Origin of the sequence: Parasphingorhabdus sp. DH2-15, assembly GCF_051668705.1 — a bacterium.
Taxonomy (GTDB): Bacteria; Pseudomonadota; Alphaproteobacteria; order Sphingomonadales; family Sphingomonadaceae; genus Alterisphingorhabdus.
In genome coordinates this window covers 2126129-2143701 of sequence record NZ_CP196351.1, presented here as the reverse complement: position 1 = coordinate 2143701, position 17573 = coordinate 2126129, and the positions used below count along the sequence as shown (strand labels likewise).

The window sequence follows — 17573 nt, the reverse complement described above, 5'->3', positions numbered from 1 at the left end:
GTGGCGCGCATGATGCGCTTTGCCATACGGCTATTGTTCTGCCCTTTTTAAGAGGAAATCTGATGTCACAATATGTCGATAGAGCGGAATTTTTGGCAAAGCACAGCTCGCGCCAAGCCTGGGCTGCTTTGGATAAAGCCACATTGGCGGCGAACAATTCTGTTGCTGGCCCTTTGCAATTGGAAGAAGGAAGTTTTGCCGGAAAACGCGCCATCATATTGGGTGCAGGTGTGTCGGGTCTGACTACGGCCTATGAATTACTGGCGCAAAAGACGGGTATGGCGGTGACGATCTTAGAAGCCCAAAACCGGACGGGCGGGCGCTGCCTGACCTTGCGCACGGGCGACACTTTAACTGAAGATAAAAATAGCGAGCTTAGCGGGTCTGAACCATGGGAGACGCAGACCATCCGGTTTAAACAGCCGGTTGGTGATGAGCAGCCCTATCTGAATGCCGGGCCTGGACGTATTCCGTCCAGTCATAAGCATTTGCTTGGATATTTGCGTGACTTTGGCGTGGCCGTTGAGGTTTATGTGATGAATTCAGGTTCCAATCTGGTGCAGATGGATGGCGGGCCATTTAACTCAGAGCCTGTCGTTTATCGCCGGTTGGATCATAATATTCGCGGCTGGTTGGCACAGATGGTCTATGACAATGCGGCCGAACTGGTGACCAGTGCCGATCTAGACATTCCAGAAGCCGAGCAGGCCGAACGGGCAAAGCAGTTGCAGAATTTGATGGTGTCTTTTGGTGAACTCAGCGTCAGTAAAGATGCGCATGGCAAGCCTGTGGCGAAATATGCGCCAACAGCTGGTCCTGATGGTTTTGAACAAGCGCTTGCCCGTGCAGGGTTTGACGTGTTGCCAGGCGTTGATGCTGGTAAAGCGGCCAGCGCATTGGGGTTGAACTCTTTGCTGGAGTCTGAATTTTGGAAAAAGACCCGCTTTTACCAACCCAGTGACTTTTTGTGGCAATCAACATTGTTCCAGCCTGTAGGCGGAATGGATCAGGTGCAACATGCCTTTGCTCGCCAAGTGGCTGCTTTGGGCGGAGATATTCATCTGAACAGTCCGGTCAAGACAATCGATTGGGACCATAAGACCAAGGAATTTATCGTCTTAGTCGCTCAGGTCGGCACAGACGCATTGAAAGAATATCGCGCCGATTATTGTTTCAGTAATATGGCTATGCCGTTTCTCAAGGATATCTTGTCTGAAAAACTGTTAAGCCCTGTGCCCAGTGCTGGCCTTTCCGGGCCTTTCAAAGATGGCTTGCATGCCGTTTTCAAAGCGCAATTTGAGCCTTCAGCTACACCGGACAAAGATGGCTATGTCGCAAGGTTTCTGGCCAATACAACCAAAGTCGGCTGGCAGGCTGATCGCAATTTGTGGCAGGGCAGTGACGTTACGGAGCACCATGTTGATGGTCATGATGTCAGCGTTTGCAGTGTCCCTGACAGCGAAATCGGGGTTGTGCCCATATTTGGCGGCATATCATGGACATCGGACGAGATTGCGCAAATCTGGTACCCGTCCACAGGTTATCATGATGAAAAGGGTGTTTTGACAGGCGCCTATAATTTTAGCAGCGTCGCCTATCGCTGGGGTAAAAAACCGGTGCAGGAGCGATTGGATAATGCGCGTAAAGGTGCCAGCAAATTTGGTGAGGCCTTTGGCGCTGGCCTGCAGGATGGCGTCGCCATTGCTTGGCAGAACATGCCCTATATTAAGGGTGGTTGGGCGCAATGGCAGGTGATGCCGACAGAGGATGCCGTGCGACATTTCAACGATCTATCCTTAGGCTCCGGTATTTATGATGAAAATGGCAGCCTGAGTGACCCGGTATTTTTTGTCGTGGGTGATCAGTTGTCGTCACTGCCCGGCTGGCAGGAAGGGGCCATAGTTGCCGCGCTGAAGAGTCTCAGGCGCATGGCCTATCCAGATATAGCTATGCCAGCAGTCAATTTTGTGCCGGACACCCGCGTCATGGTTGAGGGTATTTAGATATACGAACTGCTTTGGCGGGGTGCTATCAGGCTTTGGCTTTGATGTTTAATTGCCCCGCCAAACCGGCTTCACGGTGCTGCGCAATAATCTGATATTCGGGCGATGTGATCATTTGCTTGAATGCATCCAGTGATGGATATTGCACCAGCGCGACCATGTCCCACAATTCCTCTACTTCGCCCAGCATAAGGCCAGTGACAGGGCCAGCAAAGCCCGGTGTACCGCCAGCTTTAAGGATGAGCTTGCCCACTTCTGCCCCATATAGAGCAAAGGCCTCGCGCCCGGTCAGATCGCTATCACGCCCATCTGCATATTCCGCCTTTTCGCGGAATTTCAGGAGATTGACCATCATGAAAGGGCCAGTGTCTTCTGCGCCAAAAAACTCTTGAAAACGCTCTGGCGTAGGCGCTGACTGGTTGACGACCTTCATCGTGAAATTCCAAATTTCGGTGCCGAGGCGGACCATGTTTTGTGCGCCCATAACAGGATGACGATGATAATGACTTCGGCAATGATCGGCACATGAAACATGTCCCCTGGCCCTGTCAGCACCAGACTAAGCAACCGCCCTGCCAAAGCGAGCGTGACCAGCAAGGCAACAGGCCATAGCACTCTGATGCTTTTTGTGGCTGCGCCATAAAGCGACAGGCCCGCACAAAAGGCGAAAAACCCGCCAATATCTGCCCTGACAGTGGCAAAACCTTGCGCACTTAAGGTGGTCAGGCCGATTTTGCTCGCCTCTGTCTCAGTGCTTAACAAAAACCCTGCCGCCATAAAGGCAAAGAGCAAGCCGACAGCTGCGACCAATATACGTGTCAGGATTATCATTGTGCGTCCCCCTTATATCAGTCGCGAAATGCGGCTGATTATTTTTGTTTTTCAATGGCCAAAGTTTGCGCTTAACTTTGGAAAAAGCAAGCAAATAACTTGGCATTGCCGACGGTCTGACTTAGCACTCAGCCATGACGAGCGAAAATACTTCCCAATCCGAAAATTCTTACAAGCCGCGCATCCGCATGGGTGTTGATATTGGTGGTACATTTACCGATATTGTGCTGGAAACAGGGCGAACAGGAACGGCTAGCCAGTTTTCTACCAAAGTGCTGACCAGCTATGGCGCGCCAGAGGATGCCATTTTGGCGGGTATGATGCAGGTGTGCAAAGCAGCGGGTTGCGCGCCTGATGCCATTGATCAGGTCATTCACGGCACCACTTTGGCGACCAACGCACTGATCGAACGGCGCGGGGCAAAGACGGCGCTTATCACCACACAGGGTTTTCGTGATGTTATTGAAATGCGCACGGAATCGCGTTTTGAGCAATATGATCTCAACCTTGTGCTGCCCGAGCCGCTTTTGCCGCGTCAACAACGTTACACGCTGGCCGAACGCGTGGATGCGCATGGGCAAATATTGCTACCGCTCGATCCGGCAGAGGTGGAGGTGCTGGCCGATCAGCTCGTTAAAGCGGGCTATGAAAGCATCGCTATCGGCCTGATCCACGGCTATGCCAATCCTGTTCATGAACGCATGATTGCCGATATATTGGCGCAGAAAATGCCGGGCGTCATGCTTTCGCTGTCCAGCGAAGTCAGCCCGCAAATGCGCGAATATGAGCGGTTTAATACCACGGTCGCCAACGCCTATATCAAGCCGCAGATGAAAAGCTATTTGGGACGTCTGAAAGACCGTTTTGCTGAGAACGGCATGACCGGCACCATCTTTTTGATGCACAGCGGCGGCGGGATCATATCGCTAGAAGATGCAGCAGATTTTCCTGTGCGGCTGGTCGAATCCGGACCGGCTGGCGGCGCGATTTTTGCGGCAGATATAGCTTCGCGCCATGGTCTCGATAAAGTGCTGAGCTTTGATATGGGCGGCACCACGGCAAAGATATGCCTTATCCGCGATGGGCAACCCAAAACCGCGCGCGTGTTTGAAGTGGCGCGCAGTTATCGCTTCAAAAAAGGCTCTGGCATGCCGATTTCGATACCGGTTATCGATATGGTGGAAATTGGCGCGGGCGGCGGCTCGCTGGCCTATGTTGATGCAATGAACCAGATACGGGTCGGCCCGGAATCTGCTGGATCAGAGCCTGGCCCTGCATGCTATGGCCGCGGCGGTGTGCGTCCGGCGGTAACAGATGCCGATCTGGTCATGGGTAAGCTGGACCCGGACAATTTTGCCGGGGGCAGCTTTGCCCTGCAAACGCAAACAGCATCTGATGCGCTGAACACGCATATAGGCGGACCGCTGAACATAGATGCGCAAATGGCGGCCTTTGGCGTGGCGGAAATGGTGGACGAGAATATGGCCAATGCTGCGCGGGTTCATGCGGTGGAAAATGGCGAAGATCTGGCCGATTATACTATGATTGCTTTTGGCGGTGCGGCGCCGCTGCATGCCGGGCGATTATGCGAAAAGCTGGGCGTTGAGCGGCTTATCATTCCGCCATCTGCCGGGGTTGGCTCTGCGGTCGGTTTCTTGCGCGCGCCCTTTGGTTTTGAGGCAACGCGCAGCGTCTATATGCGGCTGAGTGATTTTGATGGCGAAAGCGTAAAAAGCCTCTTTGCCGCTCTGGAAGAAGAAGCACGCGCCTTTGTTCGGTCCTGCGATGAACATGCCGATATTATCAGCCATTGCCGCGCCTATATGCGCTATGTCGGTCAGGGGTGGGAGATACCGGTGCCGCTGTCGCCCACGCAGATTTCTGCGCCATGTGCTGATGCGTATAAAGCCGCTTTTGAGGCGCAATATGCCAATCTGTTTGGGCGCCCGGTAGATGGCATGGACGTGGAAATCACCATCTGGTCGGTTAATGCGCAAACGCCGAAAATGGCGAGTGATACGCTGTATGCATTGGGCGACCAGACACAGGCCAAAGCATCGGGCGAGCGAGCGTTGTTTGATGCCGGATTGGGCGAAGCGACCCAAGCGAAAATCTACCCACGCGCTGATCTGACTGCGGGGCAGATTTTAGACGGCCCAGCCATCATCGTGGAAGATGAAACGACGATCATCGTGCCTGCTAGCCGCAGCGCCATCTGTCTGGTCGATGGCTGTATCGCGGTGACAAGAAAAGGAGAGGGCGCATGAACAAAGCCGCCAGCAGCGTGCAGCATCAGGTTATGTGGAACCGGCTGATCTCTATTGTTGAGGAACAAGCCCAAGCGCTGATCCGCACCGCCTTTTCCACCTCGGTGCGAGAGGCCGGCGATCTGTCTGCCGGCGTTTATGACCGGGCGGGCAATATGCTGGCACAGGCGGTCACCGGCACGCCGGGCCATGTCAATGCCATGGCCGCCGCTGTGGCGCATTTTATTCGCCGCATTGGCTATGACAATATGCATGAAGGCGATGTCTATATCACCAATGACCCATGGGAAGGGACAGGACATCTGCATGATATCACCATTGTCTCGCCCAGCTTCCATAGCGGCACGTTAATTGGCTTTTTTGCCTGCACTGCGCACGTGGTTGATATTGGCGGCATAGGTTTTACCGCTGACGCCAATTCGGTTTATGAGGAGGGGCTTTACATCCCGATCATGAAATTTGCCGATAAGGGCGCGGTTAACCAGATGCTGGTCGCCATGGTGCGCGCCAATGTGCGTGAGCCGGATCAGGTGGTGGGCGATATCTATGCGCTCGCAACGTGCAATGAGATTGGTCATAAAAGGCTGATAGAAATGATGCATGAATTTGCGCTGGCTGATCTGGAGGATATTTCCGCCTTCATCCTCAGCAATTCGCGCAGCGCCACTCTGGCGAAGATCAATGCGTTGAAGCCCGGTAAGGCAAGCGGGGAGATGGTGATTGACGGCTATGATCGCCCCATCACCCTGCGCGCGACTGTGGCGATTGAGAAAGACCAAATACTCTGTGACTTTGCCGGTTCGTCGCCGGTTGATGCTAAGGGCATAAATGTGCCGATGGTCTATACAGAGGCCTATGCCTGTTATGCGCTGAAATGCGCCATTGCGCCCGATATTCCCAATAATGCGGCGTCACTTGCCCCCTTTGTCATCACTGCGCCGATAGGCAGTATCGTCAACGCGCCGCACCCTGCTCCTGTGGCGCTGCGCCACGTGATTGGTCATATGCTGCCCGATACGGTTTATGGCGCTCTGGACCAGATTTTGCCCGACACTGTGCCAGCAGAAGGGGCCGGTACATTGTGCAATTTCCAGCTATCGCTGCGCCCTAGACAAGATCAAGCACTAACCAATCAAGGCCCCAATAATTCAGGGCGGCGCGCCGAAGTGCTGACCTTCAATTCCGGCGGAGCAGGGGCACGCCCCACTTTGGACGGCATGAATGCCACCGCATTCCCCTCTGGCGTCATGACCATGCCGGTGGAGGCGACCGAACATGCCGGGCCAGTGATTATCTGGCGTAAAGAATTGCGCATGGATAGCGGCGGCGCTGGCAAATATCGCGGCGGTTTGGGGCAATATATGGATGTCGCTCCAGCACAGGGCCATGAATGCGATTTCTCCGCCATGTTTGACCGCGTGGATCACCCCGCGCGCGGTCGTCATAATGGCGGTAATGGCGCACCGACAACAATCGCGCTGGACGATGGTACGAAGTTAAAAGGCAAGGGCAAGCAACCTGTTGGCGCCGAGTATATTGTGCGCCTAGGCTTTCCGGGGGGCGGCGGCTATGGCAACCCAAAGCAGCGCGACAGTCAACTGGTCAAACGCGATCTGGCACGCGGTTATATCTCCGAACAGGCCGCACGGGATGATTATGGTTTAAGCGATGCTGATATTACCGAGGTAGCGGATATGATAGCGCGTGGCGAGGCGGTTTGAACAAGATAATGACCCGCTAACACTGAGCTTGTCGAAGGGCATCTCTCAATCCCGCACCACGCTGAGAGACGTGGTTCGACAGGCTCACCACTAGCGGATTGGTATGCGGTCTGCTTAGAGCGCAGCTTTACTCCAAGCCATCCAAGAATTTCTCAGCATCCAGTGCGGCCATGCAGCCTGTGCCGGCTGAGGTGATGGCTTGCCGATAGATATGGTCCATCACATCGCCGCACGCATAGATGCCGGGAATGCTGGTCTGTGTGGCATTGCCTTCTGCGCCGCCTTTGACGGTGATATAGCCACCCTTCATATCCAACTGATCGATAAAAAGGCCGGTATTGGGGGTGTGGCCAATGGCAATGAAAACGCCATGCACATCAATAATCTGGTGGCTATCATCTTTTGTGCTGGTCAGTTTCAGGCTGGTGACCCCTGCATCATCGCCCAGAACTTCCGTAAGATTATGGTCCCACAGGATGGTGACCTTGCCTTCTTTTTCCCGCTCAAACAGTTTCTTTTGCAGGATTTTCTCTGCCTTAAGGCTGTCGCGCCGGTGCACCAAAGTCACATGGCTGGCGATATTGGCCAGATACAGCGCTTCCTCAACCGCAGTGTTGCCGCCGCCAATTACCGCAACGGGCTTGTTACGATAGAAAAAACCGTCACATGTGGCACAGGCAGAGACGCCGCGGCCCATAAATTTCTCTTCCGACGGCAGACCCAGATATTTGGCGCTGGCACCAGTGGCGATAACTACCGCATCAGCGTGATATTCCCCGGCATCACCGGTCAGTTTGAAAGGCCGCTGAGAGAAATCGACATTGTGAATATGATCAGAGATAATCTCCGTCTCAAAACGCTCAGCATGTTTGCGCATCCGGTCCATCAACTCCGGGCCTTGCACACCGTCATTATCACCGGGCCAGTTATCGACGTCGGTGGTGGTGGTCAGCTGTCCGCCAGCCTCCAGACCAGTAACCAAAACCGGGTCCAGATTGGCGCGGGCGGCGTAAACGGCGGCGGTATAGCCCGCTGGGCCGGACCCGACGATGAGCAGCTTGGCTTTTTTGATGGTGGTATCAGACATTCTGGTCTCCTGCGCATGCACATCATGTCATGCAGAAAAAGAAAAGGGGGCGCTTTTGCGCTTCATTATGGGCTATATCAGAAAGCATATTGAGCATTACAAGCTAATGTGGCTTGCTATCCCCCAAATCCTGCTATCAACGGAGAAAATTGTGACGATGCAGGCGTAAAATGAGGATGATAAGGCCATGAAGAAGATTGTTTTGACAGGCGCGGCGGGGCGATTGGGATCATATTTGCGTGAACCGCTGAGCAAGATGGCGGATGAATTGCTGTCCACCGATCTGGCCGAGGATATTGGCAAACTCTATGCAGGTGAAAGCTATGTCGCCGCCGATGTGGCCGATTATGATGCCATTGCGGCATTGCTAAAGGGCGCGGATATGGTGGTGCATTTTGGCGCGGTTGCCGATGAAGCACCTTTTAACGAGATTTTGGGGCCAAATATCATTGGCGCCTATAATATTTGGGAAGCAGCATATCAGCATAAGGTGCGCCGCGTGGTCTATGCCAGTTCTATTCATGCCGTTGGTATGCATGAAAAGACCGAGGCCATAGGCATAGATGCGCCGCATCGGCCTGATACCTATTATGGGTTAGCCAAGTGCTTTGCTGAGGATTTGGCCCGCATGTATTGGGATAAACGCAAATTAGAAGCGGTATGCCTGCGCATATTATCCTGCGCGCAAGTTACCAATGCGCGTGCTGTCGGTTCATGGCTCAGCTATGACGATCTGGTGCATTTGGTCGAGCAAGCAGTCACAACCCCAGTGGTTGGCTTTTCAGTGATTTATGGCGTGTCTAATAATGACCGTGCACCGGTTGATAATAGCGGTGCGCGGCATCTGGGCTATCGGCCGAAAGACAATGCGGAGCAATTTGCAGAGAAGATTTATGCAGAGGCAGGTGTGCTGGATCCGGCTGATCCCGGCAATTTGTGCCATGGCGGGCCCTTTGCCAGTGTAGAGCTGGGCAATAGCGGTGTTGCAACAATGAACATTATTGACGATCGCAAAACCGCAAAAGAGTGAGGCGAGGCCTTATTCGGCTGCGGCTGCTGCTTCCTGATTTTGCTCCTGCCAACGCTCGCGCTTGCGATAGATGGTGGAGGGGCTAAGGCCCAATTTGCGCGCCGCATTGGGCACGCTGCCACCATGCTTTTCAATAAAATATTCGATAATCAGATTTTCGATCTGGTCCATGGTCATGCCATCAAATTGCGCAAGATTCTGACCCGGTAAACTGGCCATAGGCTGCGCTGAAGCCATTACAGGCTGTGCATCCGGCGCGGCATGGGCATCAAAATATGTCCCGGCATTATTCTGCGCGGGCATGCCATTATCGCCATGTGGCGCGATGTCCTGTTGCAGGACTGGTTGAGCCATGGACAGTTCTGAAACCAATGTCATATCCAGATTGGGGCCGGGGTACATAACCGCTGCACGGCGCATCAGATTTTGCAGCTCGCGAACATTGCCCGGCCATAAATGCGCGCTGAGTGTCTGCGCCAATGCGGGGGAAACGGGTTCAAAATTCTTGCCTTCTTCCTGCGCAAAGCGGGTGAGAAAAGCATTGGCCAAATGAATAATATCATTCCCACGTGCGCGCAGCGGTGGCAGATGCATCGGCACAACTGCCAGCCGGTAAAACAGGTCTTCGCGAAAACGTCCGGCGGCCACTTCGGTTTGCGGGTTGCGGTTGGTGGCGCAGACTATGCGCACGTCAACATCCTCGGTCTTGGTTGAGCCAACGCGCTGAATGGTGTCGGTTTGCAGGAAGCGAAGCAATTTGACTTGCAGCTTCAGCTCCATCTCGCAAATCTCATCAAGGAACAATGTGCCGCCTTGTGCTGCTTGAACGGCGCCGACCTTGTCTGAAAGGGCACCGGTAAAGGCGCCTTTCAAATGGCCGAACAGTTCAGATTCGAGCAAATTTTCAGGTATCGCGCCGCAGTTAATGGCGATGAAGGGGCGCTTTGCACGGCCACCCGATTTATGAATGGCTTCTGCGCAAACCTCTTTACCCGTGCCGCTTTCGCCAGTGATAAAGATCGTTGCTTTGGAATTGGCGACATTGGCAATCTGCTGATAAACATCCTGCATGACCGCGCTTTCACCAAGAAAGCCCTGAAAGCCCTCTGCCTGCGTGTTGGCAGTTGGTGCCATTGGGTCGATGACCGGCTCTTCCAAGCGGGTTTCAAAGGCGCTTTTGAAAGAGGCGACCAGTCTTTTGTGCGAAATGGGTTTGACCATGAAGTCATAAGCACCCAGGCGCATGGCATCGATGGCACGGTTTAGCGAGCTGTCCGCGGTAGCGATAATAACGGCACATTCCTTCAAAATATGGTCATTGCGCTTTAGCCAATCCAGACCATCACCGTCCGGTAGATTAAGATCGAGCAAAATGGCGGCAAAGCCATGCTGTGTTGATGCTATGGCTTGTGTCGCTTCTTCCAGTGTAGGAACTGTCTCCACCACGAAGTCTGCTGCTTCCAGCAAGACCTTATACGCCAGTGAGAGAGACAATATGTCTTCAACAATCAGGATTTTCGCATTATTCACTGCGTTCTCCATTGATAGTAAATGTTGCGGATTTACTATCCTCGCCAAAATCCCAGCTTAGGCTGCGCTCATCCCCGAAATGCGCCATGCAGCCCTGAACAAGACCCAGTGCGATAGCCGCCATGGGCCTGTGTGATGTGTAGCGCACTTCCATATCATCGCCGTTTTTCCGGCTTTCTACCTTGGGGGGATTGGCATCAGGGTACAGTGTGCAAACCTCGGCATGGATATGGCTGCCCACATGACTGAGCAAATCCTCAGCATTGCGATAGGCTTCCATGATATGCGGATAGAGAATGAAAAATCGGCCATATAGCTGTTTGCCGAAAAGACGGCACAGCTCTGCTGCATCAATACCGGACTGAAGGGAGGCTTCGCCCACCATCTGCAATGCATATTCGGAAGGATAATTGCCGACGCTGGTAAAAGCACCGTCATTTGGCAAAGCTGCACCTTCCAATACGGCTTCCGCGAAATCGGCTGATTGTGCTTCTTCCATGAAACGCACCAACTCTGTAAAAACTACGCCCTTCATATTTTGGTCCTTATTGTGGTTGTCGCCACATAATAAGCAAAAAACATGCCATTCTTTGCATTACGCAAAACTGCGGCTTTACCGCAAATTTCAAAACCTATCATCGCATTTTGCGAATCATCATATTGCATTATGCAATGAAAATCTTTGCAAATTGCAAATTTTCGCATTTTGAAAAACTGAAATCTTGGAATTTCCGGCAATAAAAGCGCAAAATGCGAATTGGCACGGCGATTGCATAGTCCGGAGAAAATATAATGATGTTTCTTCTCAAAACGGACTTGGACCATGCAAAAACTTCTTCTCACTGGCCTTATCGCTGCAACGCTCTCTGGCTGCGCAACCATGCCAACACCGCGCAATCAATATGGCAGCTATTATGCAGCAACACAGGCTCCAGCCGATCATCGACAAGTTAAGCAATGCCATACCGCGCCGCAGCCCGGTGTGATCCAGCGCTATGAATATGCGCCTGATCTTCTTGACCAGACCTTTGGTGACCGGCTCAATCCGGGCGACAGCGTTACATTATCGGTTGCGGGTGATGATGACCTGCTGTCAAAAACCTATATCCTAAATGGTGCTGGCCAATTGAGCCTGATGGGCCGTTATAACCTATCCCTGAACGGTCTTACCTTGGGCGAAGCGGAAAATGCCGTACGCAGTCTTTTGGTTCGCGAAGGCATGGTCCGCGATCTGGCCAATAATGTGCGCCTGACCATTAAGGAGCTGGGCAGCATTGGTGTTGCCGTTAATGGCGCAGTGTTCGAATCCGGTGTCAAACAGATTGGTGTTCGCCAAGCGGTTACCCGTTCGGTTAATCTGGATAGCGCTGACGCCGGGGACACAAATATTGGCCGGACCATATCCACCAGCCTGCGTGCAGCGGGCGGGGTGCGCCCTGATGCAGAACTGCGCAGTGTCTATATTGTGCGCGGCACACGCTGGACCCAGGTTGATCTGTCGGGCGCTGTTTATGGCAGCGCTGTCGAAGACTTTCAATTGCAGGATGGTGACCAGATTATAGTGCCATCAGCCGGATGTTTTCAGGAAGCCTTGGTCAAGCCATCATCGGTTACAGCCCCGGGCATCCGCGTTTTCATGTCCAATCTTAGCCGGCCTGCCAATAACAATGCAGGCGCTGCGATCGGTAAAGAAGCCACCAATCTGCCCTATGGCAGCCGCCTCTCTCAAGCCATGTTCTCGGCCAATTGTGTTGGCGGGTCGGCAATGAATGCAGGACGCAAAATTGTTCTGTTTTCGCGTAACCCCATCAATGGCAAATCGGTTGTTATTTCTCGCTCTATCGAAGGATTGGTGCGCGGGGCCGATCGTGACAGCAAAGACCCGTATCTGATGCCGGGCGATGCCGTTGCCTGTTATGACAGCTTTGCCATGAACTTGCGCGATGTTGTCAGCGTCATTGGTGAGACTGCAACACCTTTCCTCTTTTTCAATAATCTGGATTGATCATGAGCCACACACCATCCCTTGATGTGGCGCAAGAAGAGCCTGGCCTGCCCCAGAAATTGTGGCAGGCTTGGCGCAATCGCCGCCCATTTTTGCGCCGTCATCGCCGCTATTTCATTACTGCGGGTAGCTGGGTTGCGGTTATCTGGATTTTGACTGCGCTCTATCTGGCTATCTCACCGCCACAATATCGCAGCAAATTCACGTTGATATTGCCAGGTTCAGGTGCTGGCAGCTCGCTCAATGTTGAAAGCATCGGTCAGGCGCAATCAAATGCCAGTTCCGCTTTCTCTAGCGCATCGCTCAGCCCGACAGAGAATTATAAGCGTCTGTTGATGACCGATATTACATTGGACGAAAGCGCCAAAATGGTTGATGAAGATGCTGGCAAATTCCCTGCACCGCGAGTGACTTTGACCGATCAGACCAATTTGATCAAAGTCGAAATTGGCGGTTCAACGGCTGAGCAAGCACAAGAACGCGCTAATGCGCTGCGCAACAGTTTCCTGAAACAGCTTGATGCACTGCGTAATGATGAGGCAGAGCAACGCGAAGCAGGTGAGAGCGAAAACCTTAAAAAACTGGAGCAAAAGGTCCGCGATACACAGCAGGCTTTGCTCGATTTCCAAGCGCGAACAGGCCTTGTTTCGCTCGATCAGTTTAACGGGCGTATCGCCAATCTTGATGCCATGCGCAATCGTGAACGAGAGGCCCGTATTGCCCTAAAACAAAAGTCGAGCGAAACCGGCTCTTTGTCGTCGATATTGGGCAAAAACCCGTCCTCTGCGAACACATCGCTGCGGCTGGCCTCTGATCCACAATTTGGCGAGATTGCCCAGCGTTATGCGAAGGTTGATGCGCAATATCAGGAAATGTCTGCGACCTTGGGGCCTAACCATGCCAATCTGGCCAAGATAAGCGCTGAACGCCAAGAGCTGCGCACTGCTTTGGCAGCGCGGGGCAGGGCTTTGACAGGTCTGGGCGCCAATGCAATTTTGCAGCGCACCGACATCATGGTCGGGCAGGGGCGCTCTAATCTGATGCAATCTTTGGTGGTCAGCGCCGCACAGAAAGAAGCCGCCGCATCTGGTCTAGCGGAAATCCGCCGCGATATTACAGCGCAATCTTTGGAGACGCAAAAACTTGTCGAACAAGCCTCCGAACTTGCCGATTTAACGCGCGATCACCGTGTTGCAGAAGCCGTGTTTTCGTCGGCCCTGGCGCGTATTGATACCAATAAACAAGACCCGTTCGCATCCTATCCGCTCGTTCAAGTGCTGGAGCAACCCTCGCTCCCCAAAAGCACATCGAGCCCGTCTTTGCTGATTGCTTTGGCAGGGGCATTGGGTGCTACTTTCTTCATGCTTGCCGGATTAATGTTGCTATGGTTCCGCACACCGATCATCAACAAAATCAAGCCACTTATATAAGCGCAATCGCGATAATGGCCACATGGCCATTATGGTTGGTTGGTGGCTTATATATTGCGGGGCCAGTGCTGGGTTTCCTCTTTGCTGGTTGGGCATTGCTGCTCTATTATATTGCACCCAATTTGCCGGAAGAGCGCCGTTTGCCTGCGCCGCCAATGTCCATCATGATCTGGATTGCGGGTATGCTGGGCCTGTTAATCGTGTTGTGGATTGGCCATTTTGACCAATCGCTGGGCACGGGCCAGACCATCAAATCCTCCATAGGCTGGGCAAAAGGCTGGTTGTTGATCGCGCTGTTTCTGTTCGCGGGCGCTGTGTTGCCCATCAAACGCTCCGCTATTGTACGCGCAGTGTGCAAGGTTGGCGCGGTTACTCTGATCGTTCTGCCCATATTTCTTGCTGCTCCCTATATCGGTTTGCCCTCTATGCTCTGGGTTTCGCCGTTGAAGATTTTGGGCGGGTCCGGTCCTGAATATTTCGCCACCATCTTATACACATTGGAGCCAGGCACGAATGCACCGCGCTGGCAATTTTTTGCGCCATGGTCGCCCGCAGCCGGAATGATCGGTCTGATCTACTTTTTGTGTGCGCTGGAAGAGAAGAATATCCGGTGGAAGGCTGTCGGCCTGACCGCGGCCCTTGCTATCATGCTGTTGTCGCAATCGCGTCTGGCGCTGGTTGGACTGATATTGTTATGGCCAATAGCCTTTGCTGTTTCGCGGTTAAATCGTCCTGTTTTGTGGCTGCTTGGCACGCCGTTCTTGCTATTGGCTGGCTGGTTTGCACTGGACATTATTGATATTGGGCAAGCGCTTCAGGCGGATTTTGCTGGCGCGCGGGCGGACTCCACCCGTGTGCGAGAGGCTTTGGGCCGAATAGCGGTCGAGCGCTGGCAGAATGAGGCCTATTGGTTTGGCCATGGCATTGTTGAACGCGGGCCGCATCTGGTCGAATATATGCCGATTGGCAGTCATCACAGCTGGTATGGTCTGTTATTTGTCAAAGGCCTGTCAGGCCTGTTCCTGCTGGCTATCCCCTTGGTCACAACATTGGTCATATTGCTGCGCAAATGTCTTTTTGAAGCACATGCCAGATTGCCTTTATCACTGGTGCTGTTGCTGATCATGTACAGCTTTGGCGAAAATCTGGAGTCTTTGGCCTATCTCTATTGGCCAGCGCTGATTATTGTAGGCCAAAGTTTGCAGTCTAATAACCGGCATATGGTCGCGTAATCAGGCTTTTATAATTCAACCGATAATGCTGTGATAAGGCCGGTCTAGCGTGATTGCTTGCATCGCGGCACTAGACGTACACAGCCTATCAGAAACGTTTATATGCCAGAGGCTATCCACTAACGATCTGATATTTGGAATGTAGAAAGCAATATATCTGCGCTTTTCGATCATATTAGTGATGGGAGTGGCCATGCAAACGTAATAGGTTCACGCCTAACGCATTCCACAGAGCGTGTGCTATCCTATAACTGCCCTCATTTAGCCGCCAAACATAGTGTTTGACGCTGCATGACACACAAAAAAGCCCGCCAGCATATCACTGACGGGCTTTTTCGGGTCTGGGGGCTTTGGTCTTATATATCGGGTCTTGGTCGATATGGTTGCGCCAATTACTGGGCCGCTATCGGTGCTCCCCAATCCAGCAATGTGGTCCAGCCATCGATAATACGCTTTTCATAGCCAGCCATGTCCGCGCGCCCTTCCTCTGCTAAGCGATCAAGCGGCATTGCGTCGAGGCGGGAAAGGCGGGCCAATACTTCGGAAGGTTTGTCAAAGTCGCAAATCTGCCTTGGATCTGAAACCTGTTCAATCAATGCACCGACATTGGCAACCAATACGGCGCGGCCAGCAGCCTTGGCTTCTGCAACGGTCAAGCCGAAAGTCTCATATTTGGAAGGAACAATGACGACATCGCATTGCTGCATGAAATTGGCTTTGTCCTCGACACGGCCGATAAATTCAATCGCAGGGTTACACGCCGCTAATGTTTGCAACTCTTCCTCTGTCTCACCAAATCCGCCTATCAGCAATCGGATATTATATCCGCTGGGAAGCTGATCGAAAATGTTGATCAGTGTATCAAAGCCCTTATCGGGGTGAAAACGCCCAAAAGTGCCAACCGTCAAAGGCCTGCCATGATGGGGTTTGGCCAGACTCAATGCTTTCAGCGCGGTCATATCGCTAAACGGGTTGATCGTCAGCGTCTTTTCCGCCAGCTTCGGTGAAAGGGTATTGAGCCAATAACGCTGCGCATCGGAGACACAGATCAGGGCATCCACATTGCGACTGACATTGACCATCAAGCGTTTAAGCCGGTTCAAATTTGGCACGGACAATTCGGCCCATTCTTTTGAATAGCTATGTTCCATATGAATGATCTTTGCGCGCGAATTGCGCTGACGCAAAGACCATAAAAAGGGCAGTCTGCTCCAGCTATGTGAATAATGGGTGATGATGATATCGGCCTCTAATTTCGGCGCAATCGACCAGCCAGGCGTTACTCTTTCGACAGAATGGCTATATCGCATCGCCATTTCCGGGCGATCAAACAGTTTTAGATTTTCGGTAACACCGCCAAAAGAGCCATCTTCCAGCAAGTGCACAATGTGCTGCCTGATCATCCGACAAGCGCCTTGCTGCCAGTCCATCGGTTCGCCAGAGCTTTAGCGCTGTTGGTGGGCAAAAAGCGCATGGCCAAAGCAGCGGAAACGGTGGCCAGTGACCGGCCCGGTTCGCGGTATAATGGTTTAAGGCTGTATGAAATCGCATCACGGATCAGCATCATGGCCATGGTGCCGTCACCCAGTTGGATGGCGCGGCGCGCAAGGTAACGCAGCTGAAATGCGCGTGCCTCACGCTCATGCAGGGCCACAAATTGCGGGGCATAGCTGCGTGTTTTGTCGAGCATCGTTTCCCAACTTTCATATTGTGCAATAATATTGGCAGACAAAGCGCCGCCAACGATGCGATAATTGGTCAACAGGCCATCAACACCTTCAAATTTTGCTTGGCCAAGCATGGATAGCCGCAACCACATTTCAATATCTTCTGACTGGCGCAATGTTTCGTCAAAATAGCAAAGACGCCAGGATTCCTCCGGGTGACGATAGGCCACATTGTTCAACGCGGTGCGGCGGATTACTGGTGCAGATCCATTGCCGACCGGATTGCGCAGCAAGATTTTGCGCGGATCGATATTGGTCAGTTTGGGTTTTTGTGCCTGACGCAAAGCATGGCCGTTTTCGTCCATGAAACGTGATCCGCTATAGCTGACATCAACATCGGGGTTATTTTCCAAATGGATGAAATGCAGCATCAGCTTGTCTTTCATCCAGCTGTCGTCACTATCGAGGAAAGCAACATAACGGCCCCATGATTCCAAGATGCCGGTATTGCGTGCACCAGCAAGGCCGCGATTGCGCTGTGATATGATACGGATGCGCGGGTCTTTAAATGCTGAGCAAATGGCAATGCTGTCATCTTGGCCGCCATCATCAACGATGATGAGCTCGAACTCTTCGAAACTTTGATCCAGAACAGATTGTACCGCCTCTGCTACATAGCGCTCAACATTGTAAACCGGCATAACGACAGAGATTTTCGGCTTGCGGATAGATGTACGGGTGCTGATTTTTGTGGTCTTTGTCATGATATT

Annotated in this window: 15 protein-coding genes; 7 read left to right on the top strand and 8 right to left on the bottom strand. The window is 52.7% G+C overall.

Annotation, left to right across the window (positions count from 1 at the left end; genetic code table 11):
* The first annotated feature begins 62 nt into the window (after positions 1–62).
* Complete coding sequence (locus ACR9YC_RS10025) at positions 63–2003, top strand: flavin monoamine oxidase family protein (protein ID WP_438727103.1); 1941 nt, start codon at positions 63–65, stop codon at positions 2001–2003.
* Between the two features lie 28 nt (positions 2004–2031).
* Here ACR9YC_RS10025 and ACR9YC_RS10020 read toward each other — a convergent pair whose 3' ends face one another.
* Together ACR9YC_RS10020 and ACR9YC_RS10015 are read right to left on the bottom strand one after the other, a co-directional pair.
* Positions 2032–2436, bottom strand: coding sequence for a DUF1330 domain-containing protein (locus ACR9YC_RS10020; RefSeq protein WP_438727100.1), 405 nt, complete (start codon positions 2434–2436; stop codon positions 2032–2034).
* On the bottom strand, positions 2433–2834 hold the full coding sequence (locus ACR9YC_RS10015) for a hypothetical protein (RefSeq protein ID WP_438727098.1): 402 nt from the start codon (positions 2832–2834) through the stop codon (positions 2433–2435). Before ACR9YC_RS10015 ends, ACR9YC_RS10020 begins: the two co-directional genes overlap by 4 nt.
* Before the next feature lie 134 nt (positions 2835–2968).
* Here ACR9YC_RS10015 and ACR9YC_RS10010 point away from each other — a divergent pair, with 134 nt between their 5' ends.
* Entirely contained in the window at positions 2969–5101 is a 2133-nt protein-coding gene (locus ACR9YC_RS10010) for a hydantoinase/oxoprolinase family protein (RefSeq protein WP_438727096.1), read from the top strand.
* Entirely contained in the window at positions 5098–6822 is a 1725-nt protein-coding gene (locus tag ACR9YC_RS10005) for a hydantoinase B/oxoprolinase family protein (protein ID WP_438727093.1), read from the top strand. Before ACR9YC_RS10010 ends, ACR9YC_RS10005 begins: the two co-directional genes overlap by 4 nt.
* 127 nt (positions 6823–6949) lie before the next feature.
* Here the strand turns inward: ACR9YC_RS10005 and trxB are convergent, their stop codons facing one another.
* Positions 6950–7909 carry a thioredoxin-disulfide reductase gene (gene trxB, locus ACR9YC_RS10000; protein WP_438727090.1) on the bottom strand — a complete coding sequence of 320 codons (960 nt, stop codon included), beginning with the start codon at positions 7907–7909 and terminating at the stop codon, positions 6950–6952.
* Between the two features lie 187 nt (positions 7910–8096).
* On the opposite strand from trxB, the gene ACR9YC_RS09995 reads away from it, so the two are divergent.
* The gene (locus ACR9YC_RS09995; RefSeq protein ID WP_438727086.1) at positions 8097–8939 is read left to right on the top strand and encodes an NAD-dependent epimerase/dehydratase family protein; all 843 of its coding nucleotides are present in this window, start codon (positions 8097–8099) and stop codon (positions 8937–8939) included.
* A 9-nt stretch (positions 8940–8948) separates the two neighbouring features.
* On the opposite strand, the gene ACR9YC_RS09990 is transcribed toward ACR9YC_RS09995, so the two are convergent.
* Genes ACR9YC_RS09990 through ACR9YC_RS09980 form a run of 3 tightly spaced genes read right to left on the bottom strand, consistent with a single transcriptional unit; the run spans position 8949 to position 11294 of the window.
* Positions 8949–10469, bottom strand: coding sequence for a sigma-54-dependent transcriptional regulator (locus ACR9YC_RS09990; protein ID WP_438727083.1), 1521 nt, complete (start codon positions 10467–10469; stop codon positions 8949–8951).
* Positions 10462–11004, bottom strand: coding sequence for a heme NO-binding domain-containing protein (locus ACR9YC_RS09985; RefSeq protein WP_438727080.1), 543 nt, complete (start codon positions 11002–11004; stop codon positions 10462–10464). Before ACR9YC_RS09985 ends, ACR9YC_RS09990 begins: the two co-directional genes overlap by 8 nt.
* Positions 11001–11294 (bottom strand): hypothetical protein, encoded by a 294-nt coding sequence (locus tag ACR9YC_RS09980; protein WP_438727077.1) that lies wholly within the window; start codon positions 11292–11294, stop codon positions 11001–11003. Before ACR9YC_RS09980 ends, ACR9YC_RS09985 begins: the two co-directional genes overlap by 4 nt.
* Between ACR9YC_RS09980 and ACR9YC_RS09975 the strand changes: the two genes are divergently transcribed.
* The 3 genes from ACR9YC_RS09975 to ACR9YC_RS09965 are packed head-to-tail and all read left to right on the top strand — an operon-like array spanning position 11293 to position 15136.
* A complete protein-coding gene (locus ACR9YC_RS09975) occupies positions 11293–12474 on the top strand; it encodes a polysaccharide biosynthesis/export family protein (RefSeq protein WP_438727074.1) in 1182 nt (393 codons plus the stop codon). The two genes, ACR9YC_RS09980 and ACR9YC_RS09975, sit on opposite strands and share 2 nt — an antisense overlap.
* Positions 12475–12476: 2 nt before the next feature.
* Positions 12477–13904 carry a GumC family protein gene (locus ACR9YC_RS09970; RefSeq protein ID WP_438727071.1) on the top strand — a complete coding sequence of 476 codons (1428 nt, stop codon included), beginning with the start codon at positions 12477–12479 and terminating at the stop codon, positions 13902–13904.
* 14 nt (positions 13905–13918) lie between these two features.
* Positions 13919–15136, top strand: a complete 1218-nt coding sequence (locus tag ACR9YC_RS09965; RefSeq protein WP_438727069.1) for an O-antigen ligase domain-containing protein — start codon at positions 13919–13921, stop codon at positions 15134–15136.
* 392 nt (positions 15137–15528) lie between these two features.
* On the opposite strand, the gene ACR9YC_RS09960 is transcribed toward ACR9YC_RS09965, so the two are convergent.
* The gene (locus tag ACR9YC_RS09960) at positions 15529–16539 is read right to left on the bottom strand and encodes a glycosyltransferase family 4 protein (RefSeq protein ID WP_438727067.1); all 1011 of its coding nucleotides are present in this window, start codon (positions 16537–16539) and stop codon (positions 15529–15531) included.
* Entirely contained in the window at positions 16536–17567 is a 1032-nt protein-coding gene (locus tag ACR9YC_RS09955) for a glycosyltransferase family 2 protein (protein WP_438727065.1), read from the bottom strand. The genes ACR9YC_RS09960 and ACR9YC_RS09955 overlap by 4 nt, the downstream gene beginning before the upstream one ends.
* Positions 17568–17573: the final 6 nt, after the last annotated feature.

Bases quoted from the DNA above. Each gene is read 5' to 3' on its own strand.
- ACR9YC_RS09955 (WP_438727065.1), bottom strand. From the start codon at position 17,567: ATGACAAAGACCACAAAAATCAGCACCCGTACATCTATCCGCAAGCCG.
- ACR9YC_RS09980 (WP_438727077.1), bottom strand. From the start codon at position 11,294: ATGGTCCAAGTCCGTTTTGAGAAGAAACATCATTATATTTTCTCCGGA.
- trxB (WP_438727090.1), bottom strand. From the start codon at position 7,909: ATGTCTGATACCACCATCAAAAAAGCCAAGCTGCTCATCGTCGGGTCC.
- ACR9YC_RS10020 (WP_438727100.1), bottom strand. From the start codon at position 2,436: ATGAAGGTCGTCAACCAGTCAGCGCCTACGCCAGAGCGTTTTCAAGAG.
- ACR9YC_RS09970 (WP_438727071.1), top strand. From the start codon at position 12,477: ATGAGCCACACACCATCCCTTGATGTGGCGCAAGAAGAGCCTGGCCTG.
- ACR9YC_RS09965 (WP_438727069.1), top strand. From the start codon at position 13,919: ATGGCCACATGGCCATTATGGTTGGTTGGTGGCTTATATATTGCGGGG.
- ACR9YC_RS10005 (WP_438727093.1), top strand. From the start codon at position 5,098: ATGAACAAAGCCGCCAGCAGCGTGCAGCATCAGGTTATGTGGAACCGG.
- ACR9YC_RS09975 (WP_438727074.1), top strand. From the start codon at position 11,293: ATGCAAAAACTTCTTCTCACTGGCCTTATCGCTGCAACGCTCTCTGGC.
- ACR9YC_RS10015 (WP_438727098.1), bottom strand. From the start codon at position 2,834: ATGATAATCCTGACACGTATATTGGTCGCAGCTGTCGGCTTGCTCTTT.
- ACR9YC_RS10025 (WP_438727103.1), top strand. From the start codon at position 63: ATGTCACAATATGTCGATAGAGCGGAATTTTTGGCAAAGCACAGCTCG.
- ACR9YC_RS09995 (WP_438727086.1), top strand. From the start codon at position 8,097: ATGAAGAAGATTGTTTTGACAGGCGCGGCGGGGCGATTGGGATCATAT.
- ACR9YC_RS09960 (WP_438727067.1), bottom strand. From the start codon at position 16,539: ATGATCAGGCAGCACATTGTGCACTTGCTGGAAGATGGCTCTTTTGGC.
- ACR9YC_RS10010 (WP_438727096.1), top strand. From the start codon at position 2,969: ATGACGAGCGAAAATACTTCCCAATCCGAAAATTCTTACAAGCCGCGC.
- ACR9YC_RS09985 (WP_438727080.1), bottom strand. From the start codon at position 11,004: ATGAAGGGCGTAGTTTTTACAGAGTTGGTGCGTTTCATGGAAGAAGCA.